This is a genomic window from Nocardioides sp. CPCC 206347, from assembly GCF_048654605.1.
Taxonomy (GTDB): domain Bacteria; phylum Actinomycetota; class Actinomycetes; order Propionibacteriales; family Nocardioidaceae; genus Nocardioides.
On the sequence record NZ_JBMCYZ010000002.1, the window covers coordinates 577,790 to 595,067 of the forward strand.

The following is a 17,278-nucleotide window of genomic DNA, read 5'->3' on the forward strand; positions in this document are numbered from 1 at the left end:
CCCGGTGAAGGTCTCGCTGGGACCGGTCATCCCTGGAGGAGCCGTCGTTGTCTGCCTTACGTGTCGTACGCCTGGTTGGCGCTGCATTCCTGGTCCTGCTGCTCGCGGCCTGCGGCTCCCGTCTCGACCCGGGGACGGTGGCCGACGTCAACGGCACCGGTGCGCAGGCCGAGGCCGGGGCTCCCAACGCTGACGGCGGCGCTGCTGGTCCCGTCGACGGCGCGGCCACGGATCCCGCGGCCGCCGATCCGGGCGCCGCGGCGAGCGGAGGCAGTGACCCCGGAGCCGGCACCGGGAGTGCGGCCGGACCCGGAGGGTCGAGCGGCTCCGGCGGGGGTGGCGGCAAGGGATCGGCGACCGGCGGGGTCAAGGCAGGGTCCTGCGCCGGCTTCAAGAACCAGAAGGGCATCACGGACAAGACGATCACGCTGGCCAACATCTCCGACATCTCCGGACCTGTCCCCGGCATCTTCGAGTCCGCCCAGCAGGCCACGCGCGCCTACATCGAGTACTTCAACTCCCAGAGCACGCTGTGCGGGCGCAAGCTCGAGCTGGTCAACCTCGACAGCCGGGCCGACGCCGGTGCCGACCAGCAGGGCTACGTGAAGGCCTGCGACCAGGCGTTCGCCGCGGTCGGCTCGATGTCCGCCTTCGACAGTGGCGGCGCCGCCACGGCCACGAGCTGCGGCATTCCCGACATCCGCGCGGTCTCGGTCAACCCGGAGCGAGCGGCGTGCAAGTCGTGCTTCGCCGCCTACGCGATCCGGGCGAACCTGATCCCGGACTCCGCGTCGAAGTGGTTCGCCCAGAAGTTCCCCAGCTCGGTGAAGAACGCCGCAGTCCTGTACATCAACGCCGGTGCCGCGCCGGTCAACTCCAAGAGCATGGCCGCCGGCTACGAGAAGGGTGCCGGCTGGAAGGTCACCTACCTCCAGGGAATCGACGTCGCGGAGTTCAACTTCGCGCCGTACGTCCAGCAGATGAAGTCCAAGGGCGTGAAGGCGGTCGCCTACCAGGGTCCCTACCAGAACAGCGTGAAGCTCCAGCAGGCCATGCAGCAGCAGGGATTCAAGCCGGACTTCTTCCTCCAGGACCCGACGATCTACGACAAGCGCTACATCGAGCAGGCAGGCAGCCTCGCCGAGGGCGCGTACATCTACTCGGCCAACGACCTGTTCGAGAACAGGAACAACGCCGAGATCCAGCTCTACCTGTCCTACCTCCAGCAGGTGAAGCCCGGTGCGATCCCGAACTACTACGGCCTCTACGCCTGGTCTGCCGCCCGCCTCTTCGTCGAGAAGTCGCTCGCGCTCGGTGGCAAGCTGACCCGGGCATCCCTCGTCCAGGCCCTGGACAACACCTCGAGCTGGACCGGCAACGGTGCCCACACGCCGATGAACATCGGCACGTCGGCGACTCCGCCGTGCCTGAAGGTCGCCCAGTTCAAGGGTGGTCGCTGGCAACAGGTGTCGCCGGGCAAGTACATGTGCGGCCGAGTGGTCAACTCCGGCATCGGAGGCTGACCCGATGAGCTCACTGTTCGCCTTCACGCTGCTCGGGCTGTTCACCGGGGCCGCCTACGCGATCATGGCGAGCGGACTGGTGCTCACCTACACGACGACCCGGGTGTTCAACATCGCCCACGGTGCCTTCGGCATGGTGCTGGCGTTCACCTTCTGGGACTTCAGCCAGCGCCAGGGCCTGCCTCCGTTGCTGTCGTTGTTCCTCGTGCTCGGTGTCGTCGCGCCGGCGATCGGCTGGTTCATCCAGCGCTTCGTCACGCGCGGCCTGGGGGAGGGGCCGGTCTCGGTCGCCCTGGTCGTCACCGTGGGACTGCTGGTGGGGCTGATCGGCCTGGCCCAGCAGATCTGGCCACCGGAGCCACGGGTGCTGCTCCCGTTCTACTCGGAGACCGGATGGCAGGTGGGGGACACCTACATCACGGCGCACCAGCTCATCACGATCGTCTGCTCGATCGCCGTGGCGACCGGCCTGTACCTGCTGCTGAACAGGACCCGCATCGGTACGGCCATGCGGGCGTCCGTCGACAATCCGGAGCTCCTCAAGTTCTTCGGTGGCAAGCCGGACACCGTCGCAGCGCTGGCGTGGGCGATCGGCATGTCCCTGGCGGCGCTGGCCGGGATCCTGCTGACGCCGGTCGTGGGGCTGGACTACTACGCGCTGACGCTGTTGGTCATCAACGCGTACGCCGCCGCGATGCTCGGTCGGCTCAAGAGCCTTCCCCTCACCTTCGCTGGTGCGATGGGCCTCGGCATCCTGGAGTCCTGGGCCGTGGCGTACCTGCCCACGGACGGCTTCTGGTCGACCATCCGCCCGGTCATCCCGGCGATCTTCCTGTTCGTGGTGGTCGTCGCGATGCCCCAGACCCAGCTGCGGATCGGCCAGGTCAAGGGCATCGTGGCCGCACCCGTGCCCACCTTGCGCAAGAGCCTCGGCGCAGGCGGTGCGCTGCTCGTCGTCGCCTTCGTGCTGATCGGGGTCGTGTCGCGCTCGGACGTGCTCCTGATCGGTGTCGCGGCGACGTACGCGATGGTGATGCTCTCGCTGGTCCTGCTCACCGGGTACGGCGGCCACGTCTCCCTTGCCCAGTTCACCTTCGCCGGTGTGGGTGCGCTCGCCTACGCCAAGCTCGACCAGCCCAACCTCCTCGGGCTGCTGCTCGCGGCGGCGATCGCGGCGGGGGTGGGCGCGCTGGTCGCGCTGCCCGTGCTGCGGCTGACCGGTCTCTACCTGGCGCTGTCGACGATGGCCTTCGCCGTGCTGATGGACAAGATGATCTTCCAGGCCGAGTACGCCTTCAAGTTCAACGGCACGCTGGCGACCGAGCGCCTGTCCGTGTTCGGCGTGAAGATCGCGAGCGACACCGCCTACGTGTGGTTCATGGTCCTGGCCTTCGTCGTGATGGGCCTGTTCCTGTTGTGGCTGCGGCGTGGGGCGATCGGGCGGATCCTGATCGCGACCCGCGACAGCCCGTCGGGATGCGGCACGCTCGGCCTGGACCTGCGCTGGTTCCGCGTCGGACTGTTCTCGCTGTCGGCGGGCATCGCGGGCGTTGCCGGTGCCCTGTTCGCCGGCCTGCGGGGAACCGTCGGGGCTGCCGACTTCCTCTACTTCCAGTCGTTGCTGGTGCTGCTCCTCGCCGTGGTCTTCGGTGTCACGTCGGTGAGTGGTGCGTTGCTCGGTGGTACGGCGCTGATGCTGTTGCCGGTGTGGCAGTCCTCGGCTCCCGAGCTGGCCGGCCTGCTGTTCGCCATCCTGGGCTTCGGTGCGGTCCTGCTCGGCCGCGACCCGAACGGCATCGCCAACCATCTCTTCAAGCTCGGTCGCCTGGGCTCGAACAAGCTGCTTCCACGCTGGGAGGAACAGTTGCGCGAACGACTGGACGGCCTGCTCAAGCCGGGCCGGCCCGAGCCTGCCCGCTCCGTCGACGCACCGCTCGACGCGACCCTCGACGAGCCGCAGGGGGTGGCCTGAGATGGCACTGCTCGAGGTGGACGACGTGATCGTCCGGTTCGGTGGCGTGACGGCTGTCAACCACGCGTCCTTCACGGCCGATGGTGGGCGGATCACCGGGTTGATCGGCCCCAACGGTGCTGGCAAGACGACCTGCTTCAACGTGATCACCGGACTGCAGAAGCCGACCAGCGGCCGGGTCCGGTACCGCGACCGTGACGTCACCGGTTGGCCGGTCCATCGCCGGGCCCACCAGGGCATCGGCCGCACCTTCCAGCGACTCGAGGCCTTCGGCTCGCTCTCGGTGAAGGACAACGTCCGGGTCGCTCGCGAGATCCACGGCGGGCCGAAGGCGTGGTTCCGTTCGGAGGGCAGGTCCGCGCTGGAGGTCGAGGTCCTGCTCGACCGGGTGGGGATCGGCGACTACGCCGACGAGCGTGCCGACTCCATCCCGACCGGTGCCGCCCGGTTGCTGGAGCTGGCGCGGGCGCTGGCCTGCGACCCGATGCTCCTCCTGCTGGACGAGCCGTCCTCGGGGCTCGACGAGACGGAGACCGACTCCTTCGGTGCACTCCTGACCGAGCTCGCCGGCGAAGGCGTCGCCATCTTGATGGTGGAGCACGACATGGACCTGGTGATGACCGTGTGCGACGAGATCCACGTGCTCGACTTCGGCGAGATCATCGCCTCGGGTGCACCCTCCGACATCCGGTCCGACGGCAAGGTGCAGCGCGCCTACCTCGGCTACTCCGACGAGGACCACGGGGCCGCGGACCACACGAGCGAGCTGGAGGCGGTCACCCCATGAGCGTTCCGATTCTCGAGGTCATCGACCTGCACGCGGCGTACGGCCGGATCGAGGTCCTGCGCGGTGTCGACCTCGCCGTACCGAAGGGCGCGGTGATGGCGCTGCTCGGCCCCAACGGTGCCGGGAAGTCGACGCTGGTGAAGGTGATCAGCGGCCAGAAGGAGGCCACGTCGGGCGACATCCACCTGGCGGGCATCCACGTGAAGGACGCGAAGGCCGAGGACCTGGCCCGGGTCGGGTTGTGCACCGTGCCCGAGGGCCGGTCCGTCTTCCCCAACCTGACGGTGGAGGAGAACCTCGTCCTGATGTCGTATGCGGGGGTGGCGAAGGGCGCGATCCTGGAGACCGCCTACAACTACTTCCCCCGGTTGCACGAGCGGCGCAACCAGCTGGCCGGGACGATGTCCGGTGGCGAGCAGCAGATGCTCGCCATGTCCCGCGCGCTCACCTCCGACCCGGCACTGTTGCTGCTCGACGAGCTGTCCATGGGACTCGCCCCACTGATCGTCGACGAGCTCTACGACACCGTCGCCCGGATCGCGGAGTCCGGCGTCTCGATCCTGTGCATCGAACAGTTCGCCCGGACCGCGCTGAGGGTCTCCGACTACGCCGCGGTGATGAGCGGCGGCCGGATCGTGGCCACCGGCGAACCGGGCGAGATCCTCGACACCATGGCCGACGTCATCCTTGGAGGTGCCGCATGAAGCGCAACCCCACCTGTGCAGCGGGACACCCCGCCCGGCGAGATGCCGGTCGTGGTGACCGTGCCCGCCTGCTCGTCGCGGGCGGCCTGCTCGCCTCGATGATGCCGCTGACGACCGGTGCCGCCTCCCCGGCCGCCGGCGCCGCGACCGCGGTGGAGTACGGCGGCTTCACCGCCACCTCGTGGTCCAGCCCGGTCCGGATCGAGGTCTTCGAGCCGAGCCTCCCGATCCCGGTCGACGCGGGCAAGGCCCAGCTCGAGTTCTTCCTGGGCTACAGCAAGGTGCTGGCCGACTCCAGCACGTCGTCGGGGCGCTCGAGCCTCTTCTGGCCCGGTGACCCCGTCGGTGAGGGGCTCAAGACCTTCGCCGAGCAGCTCGGGCTGCCGTCGACCCCGCTGACCGAGAACGGCTACCCGGTCCAGGTGAACTCGCAGTTCCCCGGCGAACCGAACACCCAGGCGGACAACAAGATCCCCGGGTCGATCCAGCAGACCACCTCGGGCGACAAGACCGCGATCGCCGAGGTCGGCTTCTCCCCGGACGGCGCGGTGGGCGGCCCGGACGCAGGCGAAGGTGGCAGCGCCTCGAACCCGCTGTCCGGCCTGACCGACCAGCTCAAGAACCTCCTCGGCGGCGGCTTGCCCGGCACGGCCAAGGCGGCCGGCCCAGCCGGTCCGTCGGCCAATCCGCTGGCGATGATCGTCGACGTGGACGGCTACGTCTCGGTGAGCCGGATGACCGCCGTCGACGGCCCCGTCACCACGGCGTCGCGGTCCACCCTGGGGGAGGTCAAGCTCCTCGGGGGACTGATCACCATGGGGGGCATCGAGACGGTCGCCCGAGCCTCGACGGACGGGGCGAAGGGCGTCAGCTCGGGCAAGGCGACCTACGGCAAGATGACGATTGCGGGCCAACAGTTCTCGATCGGGCCGGACGGCATCGAAGCCGCGGGCACCACCTCGCCCATTCCCGGGCTGGACGACGTCCCGGCCGATGCCCTCGAGCAGCTCGGCATCTCGATCACGGTCCCCGAGCAGGTGCGCACGGTGAACGGCGACGAGGCCCGCACCTTCTCGGCGGGACTGCAGGTGGTCATCGACACCAAGATCCTGTCGCCGCTCCTCAAGGCCCTGCCCGTCGGTGTCCTGGCCGAGCTGATCCCGGCCGAGGCCGGCCCGCTCAAGGGCGTGGTCGCCGGGTTGTCGAGCCTGGCGCCGAAGATCGTGCTCACCCTCGGTGTCGCCTCGGCGACCGTCGACACGGTGCCGCCGATCGCCGCGGTCGCTCCGATCGTTCCACCCAGCACCGGGGTGGCCGCACCGCCCAAGGCCGGAACTGTCGGCGTACCGCCGGTGGCTGCCGGGGGAGCCGCTCCGGTGAACGCAACGCCGCCCGCCGGCGCTGCTCCGGTCGCGGACCTCGTCGACGCAGCGCCCACCAGTGCTGGCCTCCCCGACCTCTTCTCGATCCCCGGGATGCTCCTGATCGCCGCATTCGTGGCCGCGGCGGTCGCAGGCAGCTGGTTCCGACGGCTCGGTGCTGCTGCCCTCGGCATCGGCGCCCCGTGCTCCCACGGCCTCGAAAGCGGCCTTCCCGATCTCCGAAAGGCGTGACCCGATGACCACCGTTCCCCGTTCCGCGACCGCACTTCCCCGAGCGGGAGAGTCCTCGCGCTCCGGCATCGCCCCGCTCAAGGGCGACCATGCCGCCCTGCTCCAGGTCGTCCTCTTCTGGGCAGGCGCGATCATGTTGCCGCTCGGGCTGGTGGTGATCGTGCTCGGTTGGTACGGCGCCGCGAACACGCCGTACCAGTACGACCAGCTGTCCTACCTCGTCTCCGGCGGCCTGCTCGGCCTCGGACTGACCTTCGTCGGGGGCTTCCTCTACTTCGGCGCCTGGCTGGCCCGCATCGCAGCCGACGGCCGTGAGTCGACGAAGCGCCTCGCGGACACGCTGCTGCTCCTCGCCGAGGTCACCGCCAGCTCCGCCAACTCAGCCAACGCCACCGGCGACGGCCGGCGAGCCGATGTCGGCGCCATTCCCGTCATCGCCGGCAGTGGTACGACGATGCATCGCCGGGACTGCTCGCTCATCGCCCACCGTGACGACCTCGCCCCGGTGGGTGAGGACAACGGGCACCTGGTCATGTGTCGCGTGTGCCAGCCGGCATCCCGCTCCTGACCACACCCCCGTCGACAGGGGCGAACCAGCGGGCGAGCGGGATCAGCGCGAGCACCAGCAGCATGGGTACGACGAAGCCGAACCGCAGCTGGTCCTGTCCGACCACGCCCGTGAGGACGGCGCCGAGCAGGCCCCCGACGTAGTTGAACTGGTTGAACCGGGCGATCACGGCGTCGACGCGCTCGGTCGAGCCGCCGGCCAGCCGTGCGGCAGCAGAGAAGCTCAGCGGGGCGACCACCGAGATGCCGGCGCCGACGATCGTGAAGCCGAGGACGGCGACCGGCCAGGTCGGGGCGAAGGTGACCACGGCGAGTCCGGCGCACGCGACGACCGCGCCGACGCGCAGCACCGGCGGGGCGCCGTATTGCTGGACCAGGCGGTCGCCCGCCAGTCGCACCACGAGGCTCGCGAGCAGGTAGGGGAGGGTCGCCAGCGCGACCCAGCGCGACGGTGCGTCGAGCACCTCGTCGACGTACACCGCGCCCCAGGTCTGGGCGGCGGTGTCGACCATGTAGAAGACGACCATGCCGAGCCCGACCATGAGGATCGGCCGCCAGGCGATGTCGAGGAGGGCCGGCGCGTCGCCGGCCGCCTCGTCCTCGGCGGCGGTCTCCTCACGAGGCAGGAAGGCGCCCGCGGCCATCAGGAGCGGTACGACGGCGACGACCGCCGCCCAGCTGAGGTCGAGGTGGGCGGTGGCGAGGGTGGCCGCGGCACCGAGCAGGCCGCCGAAGGTCCAGCCGCCGTGGAAGCTCGGCAGGATCGGACGTCCGTAGCGGTGCTCGAGGGCGACCGCCTGCATGTTGGTGGAGGCATCGACGATGCCCAGCCCGACGCCGTACACGGCGACACCGGCGAGGTAGCCGAGCCAGGCCGGTGACGCCAGCATCAGGGCGGCCCCGATGGCGATCAGGACCAGGCCGGCCCGGAGCAGCGTGGCGCTCGAGCGCCGCGCCGACAGCTTCTCGGCCAGGACCGATCCGGCGCCGGCGAGCAGCACGATTCCCAGCAGCACGCCGGAGACGCCGAGCTCGGTGAGGTCCCAGCGGTCCTTGATGTCGGGCAGGCGCGTGGTCAGCCCGATGAAGACGAAGCCCTGGGTCGCGAAAGCCCCTGCGACGGCGAGCCGGTGGCGGGCCAGACGACGCTGGTCGGGGGGAACCATGGTCGGATCCTGCCACCACGAGCCGCCCGCTGGCAGGATGTCGCCATGGCCGACTCCGCGTACCTCGTCCGCCACGGAGCAACCGAGTGGAGCGAGTCCGGAAAGCACACGTCGTCGACCGACCTGCCGCTGCTGCCCGCGGGCGAGGAAGGCGCGCGCATCCTGGCGCCGCGGCTCGCGGCCATCGACTTCGCGGAGGTGCTCACCAGTCCGCTCCAGCGCGCGCGTCGTACGGCCGAGATCGCCGGGTACGGCGACGCCGAGGTGTGTCCCGACCTCGTCGAGTGGGGGTACGGCGACTACGAGGGCCGGACGACGCCGGAGATCCGTGAAGAGGTACCGGGCTGGACCGTGTGGACCCATGGATGCCCCGGCGGCGAGAGCGCTGCCGACGTCGCGGCGCGTTGCGACCGGGTGATCGCGCGGATCCGGGCGGCCTCGGGTCCCGTCCTGCTGTTCGCCCACGGCCAGTCGCTGCGGGCACTGGCTGCCCGGTGGATCGGGCTGACCGCCAGCGAGGGCCGACTGTTCCGCCTGGACACCGCCACCGTGTCGGAGCTCGGGCACGAGCGCGAAACGCCGGTCCTGAGGCGCTGGAATGCTTGACTCCCGCGCCGCGGCGCAGCACGGTGGCAGCCATGTCGAGCGTTGATCCCGACTCTGGTGCGGGCGCAGAGGTCCGGGTGGAGTGTCCGCGCTGCCCGGCTCCCGTCGCGGAGGTCGGTGACGGCTCCTGGTCGTGCCCCGAGCACGGCATCGTCGAGCCGTTGTGGCGACCGCAGGCGCCGTCGTACGAAGCCTTCGCGGGGCACCTGCGCCGCGTCGGTGCCTTCCCGACCTACCTGCCCTGGCCGCTCGGGCCGGGCTGGACGGTCAGCGACTTTGCCGCGGTGGGGCCGAACGGCGGGCCGGCCTCGGCAACCCTGACCTGCGTGTCGGGTGCGAGCCAGCTCGACGGCCCCGTCGACGTGATGGTCATCAGCGAGGAGCCCGGCACCGGGTTCGGTGCGCGGGTCGCCGGCCTGACCGGCAACGGCGAGGTGGAGCGGCTCGATCCCGGCCTAGAGATCGGCGACGGCCCGCCGCCGGTGCGGGTCCGGGTCGACCAGCACCCCGTCGGGCTGTGGTCGGTGTCGATCAGTTCGGCGCCGGGGGAGTGGGACCGTTCGGTCGTCGCCGGTGAGGCCGGCGGCCGCTGGTTGTGGCTGGTGCTGCGTCCCGCGTCCGCGATCCTGCTGCTGCGCGACGACTGGATCCTGCGGGACGTGTCGGCCACGGGGCCGCAGCTGGTGGCGTTGCCGTTCGGCGGCGCGCCGCCCGCGTGGTGACCGAACCGACACCGTCGCTGGGTCGTTGTCCGACAATCCGCGGGACTAGCCTTCTCCAGTGACGATTGACCTGCACACCCACTCGCGCGTGAGCGATGGCACCGAGTCGCCCGGCGACCTGGTGCGGGCCGCTGCGGCCGCCGGGCTGCACGTCGTCGCACTGACCGACCACGACACGATGGCGGGCTGGGACGAAGCCGCCGCCGCTGCCGCGGAGGCCGGCATCGCGCTGGTCCGCGGCATCGAGGTCAGCACCTGCTTCCGGGGCGTCGGCGTGCACCTGCTCGCCTACCTCCCCGACCCCGCCGACGTGGCCCTCCAGGCCGAGCTCGACCGGATCGTCGTCGGCCGCGAGCAGCGCGTCCCGGCGATGCTGGCCCGCCTGCGCGACCTCGGGATCCCGGCCACCGAGGAAGCACTCGCCGAGGTGTCCGGTGGCAACGAGGTCACCGGCCGCCCGCACATCGCCGACCTGCTCGTGCGGCTCGGTGTCGTGGCCGACCGGGACGAGGCCTTCGCGGGCTACCTCACCGAGGGTGGCCCTGCGTACGTCGACCGGTACGCGCCCGACCTGCAGGACATGATCGCGCTGGTGCACGGTGCCCGTGGCGTCGCGGTGATCGCCCACCCCTGGGGACGCGGCTCGGCCGGTGTGCTCGATGAAGCGGCCTTCGTCGTACTCAAGGAGGCGGGGCTGGCCGGGATCGAGGTCAACCACCTCGACCACGACGCGCACGCGCGCGACGGGCTGCGCCGCATCGCCGACCGCCTCGACCTCATCGTCACCGGGTCCAGCGACCACCACGGCGAGGGCAAGGTCGGCCACGACCTCGGCTGCGAGACCACCGCGCCCGACCAGTTGCAGCGGATCGTCGACCGGGCTGCGATGCTCGGTTCGCCGACCACTGTCGTCGGCGTCGGCGGCGTCATCGGCGGCGTCATCGGAGAGGTGCACTGATGCTCGAGTACGTCCTCCTCGTCGAGGTGTTCGTGACCCTGTTCGTGATCATGGACCCCGTCGGTACGGTGCCGATCTTCCTGTCCCTGACCGCCGGTCGCAGCCCGTCGAGCGCCAAGCGCCTCGCCTGGCAGGCGGTCGCGGTGTCGTTCTTCGTGATCACGCTGTTCGCCTTCTTCGGCCAGCAGATCCTCAACTACCTGCACATCTCGCTGCCGGCGCTGCAGTGTGCCGGTGGACTCCTGCTCCTGCTGGTCGCTCTCGAGCTGCTGACCGGCAACGAGAAGGAGCAGACCGCCAGCGGCGACACCAACGTCGCACTCGTACCGCTCGGCACCCCGCTGCTCGCCGGCCCGGGCGCCATCGTCGCGACGATGCTGTTCGTCCAGGACATCGACAGCTGGACGAGCGGACTGTCGGTCGCCCTCGGCGTCGTCGCCGTCCACATCGCACTGTGGGCCGCGATGCGCTACTCCCTGCCGATCCTGCGCCTGATCCGCGAGGGCGGCGTCCTCCTCGTCACCCGCATCGCCGGCCTGCTGCTCTCCGCGATCGCCGTCCAGCTCGTCGCCGACGCCGTCCGCGCCTTCATCGCCGGCGAAGGCTGAGCCACGAAGTGTGCCTCGTGGGGGCACGAAGTGTGAGAGATGGGGCATCGAAGTGTCGATGATGTGCTGCGGCCGCCGTACGAGTGACACCTCGAACCCCCATTAGCCACACTTCGTGCTACTTGCGACCCAGGCCCTGTAGGCGTTGAAGGGCGCCACGCGGGACGACGCGGCTCGTCGTGACGATCGCCTTGTAGCGCTTCGACGGGATCGACATCGCGCGGCCCTTGTCGAAGTCGGCCAGGGCGTCGCGGACCAGGCGGTCCGGCTCGAGCCAGAGCACCCTGGGTGCCGAGGAGTCGCGGTCGACCCCGAGGCGCTCGTGGAACTCGGTCTTCACGAAGCCCGGGCAGAGGGCCATCACGGTGACCCCCTGGTCGGCGTACTCCGCATGCGCCCAGGCGCTGAACGAGTTCACCCATGCCTTGGCGGCGCTGTACGTGCCACGGGGCAGGAAGGCCGCGACGCTGGAGACGTTGATGACGCCGCCGTTCCCGCGCTCGACCATGCCGCCGAGCGCCGCGTGGGTCAGGCGCAGGACCGCGCGCACGAGCACGTCCTGCTGGGCCTGCTCCACGTCGATCGGGTTGTCGAGGAACCCGTTCTTGAGGCCGAAGCCGGCGTTGTTGACCACCAGGTCGACCGGACGGTCGCGGTCGGCCAACCGCTGTTCGACCAGACCGAGCTGGTCGAGGTCGGTGAGGTCGGCGGACAGCACCTCCACCTCGACGGAGTACGACGACCGCAACTCGGCGGCGACCGTCTCGAGTCGGGATGAGTCGCGGGCAACCAGGACCAGGTCGTCGCCGCGACCGGCGAGCTGTCGCGCGAACTCGTGGCCGATTCCGGCCGTCGCGCCGGTGATGAGTGCGGTGGGCATGGGCGCCAGTCAACCAGCCGCCGCGAAGTTCGTCCCCGGCCCATCCACCCGTTGCGTGGCCCGTTCCGGCATGATGGTGCCGATGAAGATCGACAAGGGTGCCCGCACGACGATTCTTGCCGTCGCGAACCAGAAGGGCGGCGTCGCGAAGACGACCAGTGTGGCGTCCGTGGGTGCCGCGCTGGCCGAGCTCGGGCAGTCCGTCCTGCTCGTCGATCTCGACCCGCAGGCGTGCCTGACCTTCTCCCTCGGCATCGACCCCGAGGACCTCGACCTGTCGATCCACCACGTGCTCACCAAGGGCACGCCCATCGCCGAGGTCATCATCGCGACCGAGGACGGTGTCGACCTGCTGCCGGCGACGATCGAGCTCGCCCGCGCCGAGGCGGACCTGTTGACCCGGACCGGACGCGAGCACGTCCTGCGGGGCGTCCTCGAGGACCTTGCCGCGTCCGGCACCCACTACGACTGGGTGCTCCTCGACTGCCCGCCCTCCCTGGGCGTGCTGACCGTGGCCGCGCTGACCGCCGCCACCGGGGTCCTGATCCCGTTGCAGTGCGAGACGCTGTCGCACCGTGGTGTGGGCCAGCTGCTCGACACCGTGCACGACGTACGCCGCTTCACCAACCGTGACCTCGAGGTCTGGGGTGTGCTCCCGACGCTGTACGACGGCCGCACCAACCACGCCCGCGCCGTGCTCGACACCATCTCGGAGACCTACGACCTCGAGGTCGTCGAGCCGCCGATCCCGAAGACGATCAAGTTCGCCGAGGCCCCCGCTGCGGGCCGCTCCATCCTCGCGACCAGCCGCACCAGCAAGGGCGCCCAGGCGTATCGCGACGTGGCTGCTTCGCTGCTCAAGCGGGCGGCGCGCTGACCCGTGAAGCACGTACGTGAGACCGGTGGTCGGCATCGCGCCCCCGCGAGCCGGCATCGCGCCCAAGCGAGTCCTCGCTATGGCCGGATCTCCGTGCTCGGTGCTTCGCTCGCAGTCCTGGCGATCGCGGTTGCGGGCGGGTTCGGGCTGCTCCCGTCCGGTCCTGATCGCTCCGACGCCGCGACCTCGCTGACCTCGTCCCAGACCCGCACGGACGCCAAGGCCGAGGTCGACGAGACGGCACCGACCGAGGCAGCGGTCGAGCCTGCCGCGGACCAGGCCGTCGAGGCCTCCGCGATGACCGGCCTCGCCGATGCCGACGGCAGCAGCAGGATTGCGGCCTCGACCGAGACGACCGGCCTGCCGCCCCGTTCGGGCAAGGGCCGACGGATCGTGTTCAGCGAGAGTCGTCAGCGGGTGTGGCTCGTCGACAGTGACGGCGGCGTCCAGCAGACCTACCTCGTCTCGGGCAGCATCGAGGACAACCTCGAGCCCGGTACGTACGCCGTCTACTCCCGCAGCCGCAACGCCGTGGGGATCGATGACTCCGGCACGATGGAGTACTTCGTCCGGTTCACCCAGGGCACCCAGGGCGCGGCCATCGGCTTCCACACGATCCCGGTCGACGACGGCGCGCCCGTGCAGACCCTGAAGCAGCTCGGCACCCCGCTCTCGCACGGCTGCATCCGCCAGAAGCGGGCTGACGCGATCGACCTGTGGGACTTCGCCCCGATCGGTACGACGGTCGTCGTCACTGCCTGATGGGCCCGCTCCCGTGACTCCCGAGAGCGCGTGGCGGGAACCGGAGCACCCGTCGGGCCGCGGCGTCCTCGTGGTCGCCGGTTCGAGCGGTCGCCTCGACGAGCAGCGCGCGCAGGTGTTCGCGGGACTGGGGGCCGTCGCCCTGACGGTCCGCTGGTTCGGCGGGCCGGGCCAGCAGCCGGGACCGTTCGAGGTGCCGTTGGAGACGTTCTCCGGTGCGCTGGACCTGCTCGCGGAACGCTGCGACCGCCTCGCGATCGTCGGCACGTCCTTCGGTGCCGAGGCTGCGCTCCTCACGGCGTCGTACGACGACCGCGTGTCCGCGTGCGTGGCCTTCGCGCCGTCGTCGCTGGTCTGGGCCGGCTTCGACGGTCCGCGGGAGACCTCGCACTGGACGCGTGGCGGGGCCCCGCTCCCGTTCGTCCCGTTCGCGGACGACTGGTCGCCCGACGAGGACCCGCCGGCCTACCGCTCCCTCTACGAGCGCAGCCTGGCCGTCCACGGCGACAAGGTGCCGGGAGCCGCGATCGAGGTCGAACGGATCGGGGGCGACCTGGTCCTGGTCGCCGGTGGCGACGACCGGGTGTGGCCGAGCGCCTGGTTCGCCGACCAGGTCGCGGACCGGCGTCGCGAGCACGGGCTCGGGACCACTGTCGTGACCCATCCCGACGCCGGCCATCGCACGGTGTTGCCGGGGGAGCGGGCGGTGGAGGCCGGCCAGGTCATGCAGCGCGGCGGCAGCGCCGAGGCCGACAGGGCACTCGGTGACCTCTGCTGGGCCCACGTGGTCCGGGCGCTGGCGTAACGGCATCGGGGTGAACCGCTGTCACCAGGTGACAGTGATCCACCCCGATCAGCCGTGGGTGTCCGTGAAGGGTGAGCCTCAGGCGGTCTGTGCGGTGTCGGTACCAGCTGCGCCACCAGCGCCACCGGTACGGCGACGACGGCGACGGTTGCGGCTCGCGCCGGCGGGGCGCTCGGCACCCTCGGTCGTCGTACCCTCGGCCGCCGGAGCGGCAGCAGGTGCGGAGCCCTCGGTGGTCACGCCGCTGCGGGTGCGCGTGCGGGTGCGCTCGCCGCCCTCGCGGGGCTTGCGCTCGCCACCGTCGCGGCCACCGCGCTCGCCACTGCGGCCACCGCGCTCGCCGCCCCGGCCACCGCGGTCGCCACCACGTCCGCCGCGCTCGCCGCCACCCTCGGCGCGCTCACGGTCGGCCCTGGACACGTGCGGCGGGGCCGGGATGAGCCGACCCTTGGTGCCGGGAGCGATGCCCTGGTCGTGGTAGAGGTGCTCGGAGGTGGAGTACGTCTCGAGCGGCTCGTCGAACGGCAGGTCGAGCGCCTTGTTGATCATCTTCCAGCGGTGCACGTCGGTCGCGTCGACCAGCGTGATCGCGATGCCCGAGGCACCGGCGCGACCGGTGCGACCGATCCGGTGCACGTAGGTCTTGTCGTCCTCGGGGCAGGTGTAGTTCACGACGTGGCTGACGCCGGAGACGTCGATGCCACGGGCGGCGACGTCGGTCGCGACGAGGACCTGGATCTTGTCCTCGCGGAACTTGTTGAGCGCCTTCTCGCGCGCCACCTGCGCCATGTCGCCGTGCAGCGGGCTGGCCTTGAAGCCGCGCTCGACGAGCTCGTCGGCGATCCGCTGCGCCTGGCGCTTGGTGCGGGTGAAGACGATCATCTTGTCGGCGTCCTCGGCCTGCAGCAGGCGGCCGATGATCTCCGGCTTGTCGAGGTCGTGGGCCAGGTAGATGAACTGGGCGGTGGCCGGCACCGTGGAGTTCTCGTACGACGACTCGGCACGGATGTTCATCGGGTGCCGCATGTGCGTGCGGGCCAGCGCCACGATCGCCGCGGGCATGGTGGCCGAGAACAGCATGGTCTGGCGGGTCTCGGGGGTGAGGCGCAGCAGCTTCTCGACGTCGGGCAGGAAGCCGAGGTCCAGCATCTCGTCGGCCTCGTCCAGGACCAGTGCGTGCACGTGCGAGAGGTCGAGCACCTTGCGGTTCGCGAGGTCGATGAGGCGACCCGGCGTACCGACGACGATGTCGACGCCGGCTTCGAGGGCGTCGATCTGGCCGTCGTAGCCGACGCCGCCGTAGATGGTCAGCACGCGCAGGCCGCGGTCGCGGCTGGCGAGCTCGAGGTCGCTGGACACCTGGATGGCGAGCTCGCGGGTCGGCGCGACGATCAGCGCCTGCGGCTTGCCCTGGGCGATCTCGACGTAGTCGGGGTCCTTGGTCGCGATGCTGCGCTGCAGCACCGGGATGCCGAAGGCGAGCGTCTTGCCGGTGCCCGTGCGGGCCTGGCCGATCAGGTCGGTGCCGACCAGGGCGACGGAGAGGGTCATCTCCTGGATCGCGAAGGGGTGGACGATGCCGCCGCGCTCGAGCGCGTCGCAGATCTCGCCATGGACGCCGAGGTCGCGGAAGGTGATCCCGGGGACCACCTCGACCTGCTCCTCGGTGAGGGTTTCGATGCCAGCCGCCAGGACCTCTTCGGTCGTGACTTCGCTGGTGGGTTCGTTCGTGGAAGTGCTCAGGGCCGTGTCGCTTTCGTGAGTGTCGTCAGCCGGTGTGGCAGGCGCCAGAAATCAATGCGGCTGTTTCACACTCAGCCGCGCACATACGTGGGCAGGTTGCCCGGCGGGCCGTCTCGTTCGGCCTCCACGGGGACGTGGGGCGGTTCGGGCAGGCGCTCGCGCTTCCTACTCTACCGGCCGGCAGCGCGGCGAGGGCCATCGACGGCAGCTTGCTGCCTGCCTCAGTGGCGGAGACGCGCCCGGCCAGGTCGGCTTGTAGCCTGCACCCATGGCTGAATCCGTCGACGCGCCCGCCCCCGTGGCCAACCCGGTGCCCGACACCGATCCCGCTTACCGCGAGGCGGTGGTCGACCTGCTGGGAGCGATCGCGTACGGCGAGATCTCCGCCTTCGAGCGGCTCGCCGAGGACGCCAAGCTCGCGCCGACGCTGCCCGACAAGGTCGACCTCGCGACGATGGCGAGCGTCGAGCTCGCGAAGGTGCATCGCCTGCACGACCGGATCCGGTCCTTCGGTGCCGACCCGTTCGACGCGATGGCGCCGTTCAGCACGCCGATCGACGAGTTCCACGGTCACACTGCCCCGGCCGACTGGTACGAGGGCCTGGTCAAGGCGTACGTCGGCGACGGGCTCGCCAACGACTTCTACCGCGAGATCGCGGCCTACCTCGACCCCGTGACCCGCGACCTCGTCGTGTCCTCCATGGAGGAGGGCACCCATGCGGCGTTCGTCGTCGACCGCGTGCGCGCCGGCATCGTCGAGGACCCGCGGCTCGGTGGGCGGCTGGCCCTGTGGGGCCGGCGCCTGATGGGGGAGGCGCTCACGCAGGCGCAGCGCGTGGCGGCTGATCGGGACGCCCTCTCGGCGCTGCTCGCGGGCGGCGTGGACCGCCCCGGACTGGACCTGGCCTCCCTCGGCCGGATGTTCACGCGGCTCACCGAGCGGCACATGGCACGGATGGCCGAGCTCGGCCTCGAAGCCTGAGCG

The 17,278-nt window shown here is 70.7% G+C and carries 17 protein-coding genes; 14 read left to right on the forward strand and 3 right to left on the reverse strand.

Going from position 1 to position 17,278, the window contains the following annotated elements; all coding sequences use genetic code 11:
* Window positions 1-47 precede the first annotated feature (47 nt).
* From ACOACQ_RS09160 to ACOACQ_RS09185, 6 genes are read left to right on the forward strand one after another with little or no spacing between them, the layout of a single operon-like run.
* Entirely contained in the window at window positions 48-1,523 is a 1,476-nt protein-coding gene (locus tag ACOACQ_RS09160) for an ABC transporter substrate-binding protein (protein WP_420288104.1), read from the forward strand.
* 4 nt (window positions 1,524-1,527) lie between these two features.
* Window positions 1,528-3,495 (forward strand): ABC transporter permease, encoded by a 1,968-nt coding sequence (locus ACOACQ_RS09165; RefSeq protein ID WP_378598208.1) that lies wholly within the window; start codon window positions 1,528-1,530, stop codon window positions 3,493-3,495.
* 1 nt (window position 3,496) lies between these two features.
* Entirely contained in the window at window positions 3,497-4,282 is a 786-nt protein-coding gene (locus ACOACQ_RS09170) for an ABC transporter ATP-binding protein (RefSeq protein ID WP_378598210.1), read from the forward strand.
* A complete protein-coding gene (locus tag ACOACQ_RS09175) occupies window positions 4,279-4,986 on the forward strand; it encodes an ABC transporter ATP-binding protein (RefSeq protein ID WP_378598212.1) in 708 nt (235 codons plus the stop codon). Before ACOACQ_RS09170 ends, ACOACQ_RS09175 begins: the two co-directional genes overlap by 4 nt.
* Window positions 4,983-6,599 (forward strand): choice-of-anchor P family protein, encoded by a 1,617-nt coding sequence (locus ACOACQ_RS09180; RefSeq protein WP_420288105.1) that lies wholly within the window; start codon window positions 4,983-4,985, stop codon window positions 6,597-6,599. Before ACOACQ_RS09175 ends, ACOACQ_RS09180 begins: the two co-directional genes overlap by 4 nt.
* A gap of 4 nt (window positions 6,600-6,603) precedes the next feature.
* Window positions 6,604-7,167, forward strand: coding sequence for a hypothetical protein (locus ACOACQ_RS09185; RefSeq protein ID WP_378598216.1), 564 nt, complete (start codon window positions 6,604-6,606; stop codon window positions 7,165-7,167).
* On the opposite strand, the gene ACOACQ_RS09190 is transcribed toward ACOACQ_RS09185, so the two are convergent.
* Window positions 7,130-8,332 carry an MFS transporter gene (locus tag ACOACQ_RS09190; protein ID WP_420288106.1) on the reverse strand — a complete coding sequence of 401 codons (1,203 nt, stop codon included), beginning with the start codon at window positions 8,330-8,332 and terminating at the stop codon, window positions 7,130-7,132. The genes ACOACQ_RS09185 and ACOACQ_RS09190 overlap by 38 nt on opposite strands.
* A gap of 45 nt (window positions 8,333-8,377) precedes the next feature.
* Here ACOACQ_RS09190 and ACOACQ_RS09195 point away from each other — a divergent pair, with 45 nt between their 5' ends.
* The 4 genes from ACOACQ_RS09195 to ACOACQ_RS09210 are packed head-to-tail and all read left to right on the forward strand — an operon-like array spanning window position 8,378 to window position 11,226.
* A complete protein-coding gene (locus tag ACOACQ_RS09195) occupies window positions 8,378-8,938 on the forward strand; it encodes a histidine phosphatase family protein (protein ID WP_378598220.1) in 561 nt (186 codons plus the stop codon).
* Window positions 8,939-8,970: 32 nt separating this feature from the next.
* Complete coding sequence (locus ACOACQ_RS09200) at window positions 8,971-9,660, forward strand: DUF6758 family protein (protein ID WP_378598222.1); 690 nt, start codon at window positions 8,971-8,973, stop codon at window positions 9,658-9,660.
* 58 nt (window positions 9,661-9,718) lie between these two features.
* Complete coding sequence (locus ACOACQ_RS09205; RefSeq protein WP_378598224.1) at window positions 9,719-10,618, forward strand: PHP domain-containing protein; 900 nt, start codon at window positions 9,719-9,721, stop codon at window positions 10,616-10,618.
* The gene (locus ACOACQ_RS09210) at window positions 10,618-11,226 is read left to right on the forward strand and encodes a MarC family protein (protein ID WP_378598226.1); all 609 of its coding nucleotides are present in this window, start codon (window positions 10,618-10,620) and stop codon (window positions 11,224-11,226) included. Before ACOACQ_RS09205 ends, ACOACQ_RS09210 begins: the two co-directional genes overlap by 1 nt.
* A gap of 118 nt (window positions 11,227-11,344) precedes the next feature.
* On the opposite strand, the gene ACOACQ_RS09215 is transcribed toward ACOACQ_RS09210, so the two are convergent.
* Window positions 11,345-12,106, reverse strand: a complete 762-nt coding sequence (locus ACOACQ_RS09215; protein ID WP_378598228.1) for an SDR family NAD(P)-dependent oxidoreductase — start codon at window positions 12,104-12,106, stop codon at window positions 11,345-11,347.
* Window positions 12,107-12,188: 82 nt separating this feature from the next.
* On the opposite strand from ACOACQ_RS09215, the gene ACOACQ_RS09220 reads away from it, so the two are divergent.
* From ACOACQ_RS09220 to ACOACQ_RS09230, 3 genes are all read left to right on the forward strand, one after another.
* A complete protein-coding gene (locus ACOACQ_RS09220; protein ID WP_378598230.1) occupies window positions 12,189-12,983 on the forward strand; it encodes a ParA family protein in 795 nt (264 codons plus the stop codon).
* A 93-nt stretch (window positions 12,984-13,076) separates the two neighbouring features.
* Complete coding sequence (locus ACOACQ_RS09225; RefSeq protein ID WP_420288107.1) at window positions 13,077-13,745, forward strand: L,D-transpeptidase; 669 nt, start codon at window positions 13,077-13,079, stop codon at window positions 13,743-13,745.
* A 13-nt stretch (window positions 13,746-13,758) separates the two neighbouring features.
* Window positions 13,759-14,550, forward strand: a complete 792-nt coding sequence (locus ACOACQ_RS09230; RefSeq protein ID WP_420288108.1) for an alpha/beta fold hydrolase — start codon at window positions 13,759-13,761, stop codon at window positions 14,548-14,550.
* Between the two features lie 78 nt (window positions 14,551-14,628).
* Here ACOACQ_RS09230 and ACOACQ_RS09235 read toward each other — a convergent pair whose 3' ends face one another.
* On the reverse strand, window positions 14,629-16,101 hold the full coding sequence (locus tag ACOACQ_RS09235) for a DEAD/DEAH box helicase (protein WP_420288322.1): 1,473 nt from the start codon (window positions 16,099-16,101) through the stop codon (window positions 14,629-14,631).
* Window positions 16,102-16,561: 460 nt separating this feature from the next.
* Between ACOACQ_RS09235 and ACOACQ_RS09240 the strand changes: the two genes are divergently transcribed.
* Window positions 16,562-17,275 (forward strand): ferritin-like fold-containing protein, encoded by a 714-nt coding sequence (locus tag ACOACQ_RS09240; protein ID WP_420288109.1) that lies wholly within the window; start codon window positions 16,562-16,564, stop codon window positions 17,273-17,275.
* Window positions 17,276-17,278 lie beyond the last annotated feature (3 nt).

Excerpts from the sequence above, each read along its gene's own strand:
- ACOACQ_RS09190 (WP_420288106.1), bottom strand. The coding sequence starts at position 8,332 with ATGGTTCCCCCCGACCAGCGTCGTCTGGCCCGCCACCGGCTCGCCGTC.
- ACOACQ_RS09195 (WP_378598220.1), top strand. The coding sequence starts at position 8,378 with ATGGCCGACTCCGCGTACCTCGTCCGCCACGGAGCAACCGAGTGGAGC.
- ACOACQ_RS09185 (WP_378598216.1), top strand. The coding sequence starts at position 6,604 with ATGACCACCGTTCCCCGTTCCGCGACCGCACTTCCCCGAGCGGGAGAG.
- ACOACQ_RS09240 (WP_420288109.1), top strand. The coding sequence starts at position 16,562 with ATGGCTGAATCCGTCGACGCGCCCGCCCCCGTGGCCAACCCGGTGCCC.
- ACOACQ_RS09235 (WP_420288322.1), bottom strand. The coding sequence starts at position 16,101 with ATGACCCTCTCCGTCGCCCTGGTCGGCACCGACCTGATCGGCCAGGCC.
- ACOACQ_RS09210 (WP_378598226.1), top strand. The coding sequence starts at position 10,618 with ATGCTCGAGTACGTCCTCCTCGTCGAGGTGTTCGTGACCCTGTTCGTG.
- ACOACQ_RS09220 (WP_378598230.1), top strand. The coding sequence starts at position 12,189 with ATGAAGATCGACAAGGGTGCCCGCACGACGATTCTTGCCGTCGCGAAC.
- ACOACQ_RS09215 (WP_378598228.1), bottom strand. The coding sequence starts at position 12,106 with ATGCCCACCGCACTCATCACCGGCGCGACGGCCGGAATCGGCCACGAG.
- ACOACQ_RS09200 (WP_378598222.1), top strand. The coding sequence starts at position 8,971 with ATGTCGAGCGTTGATCCCGACTCTGGTGCGGGCGCAGAGGTCCGGGTG.
- ACOACQ_RS09175 (WP_378598212.1), top strand. The coding sequence starts at position 4,279 with ATGAGCGTTCCGATTCTCGAGGTCATCGACCTGCACGCGGCGTACGGC.
- ACOACQ_RS09180 (WP_420288105.1), top strand. The coding sequence starts at position 4,983 with ATGAAGCGCAACCCCACCTGTGCAGCGGGACACCCCGCCCGGCGAGAT.
- ACOACQ_RS09170 (WP_378598210.1), top strand. The coding sequence starts at position 3,497 with ATGGCACTGCTCGAGGTGGACGACGTGATCGTCCGGTTCGGTGGCGTG.
- ACOACQ_RS09165 (WP_378598208.1), top strand. The coding sequence starts at position 1,528 with ATGAGCTCACTGTTCGCCTTCACGCTGCTCGGGCTGTTCACCGGGGCC.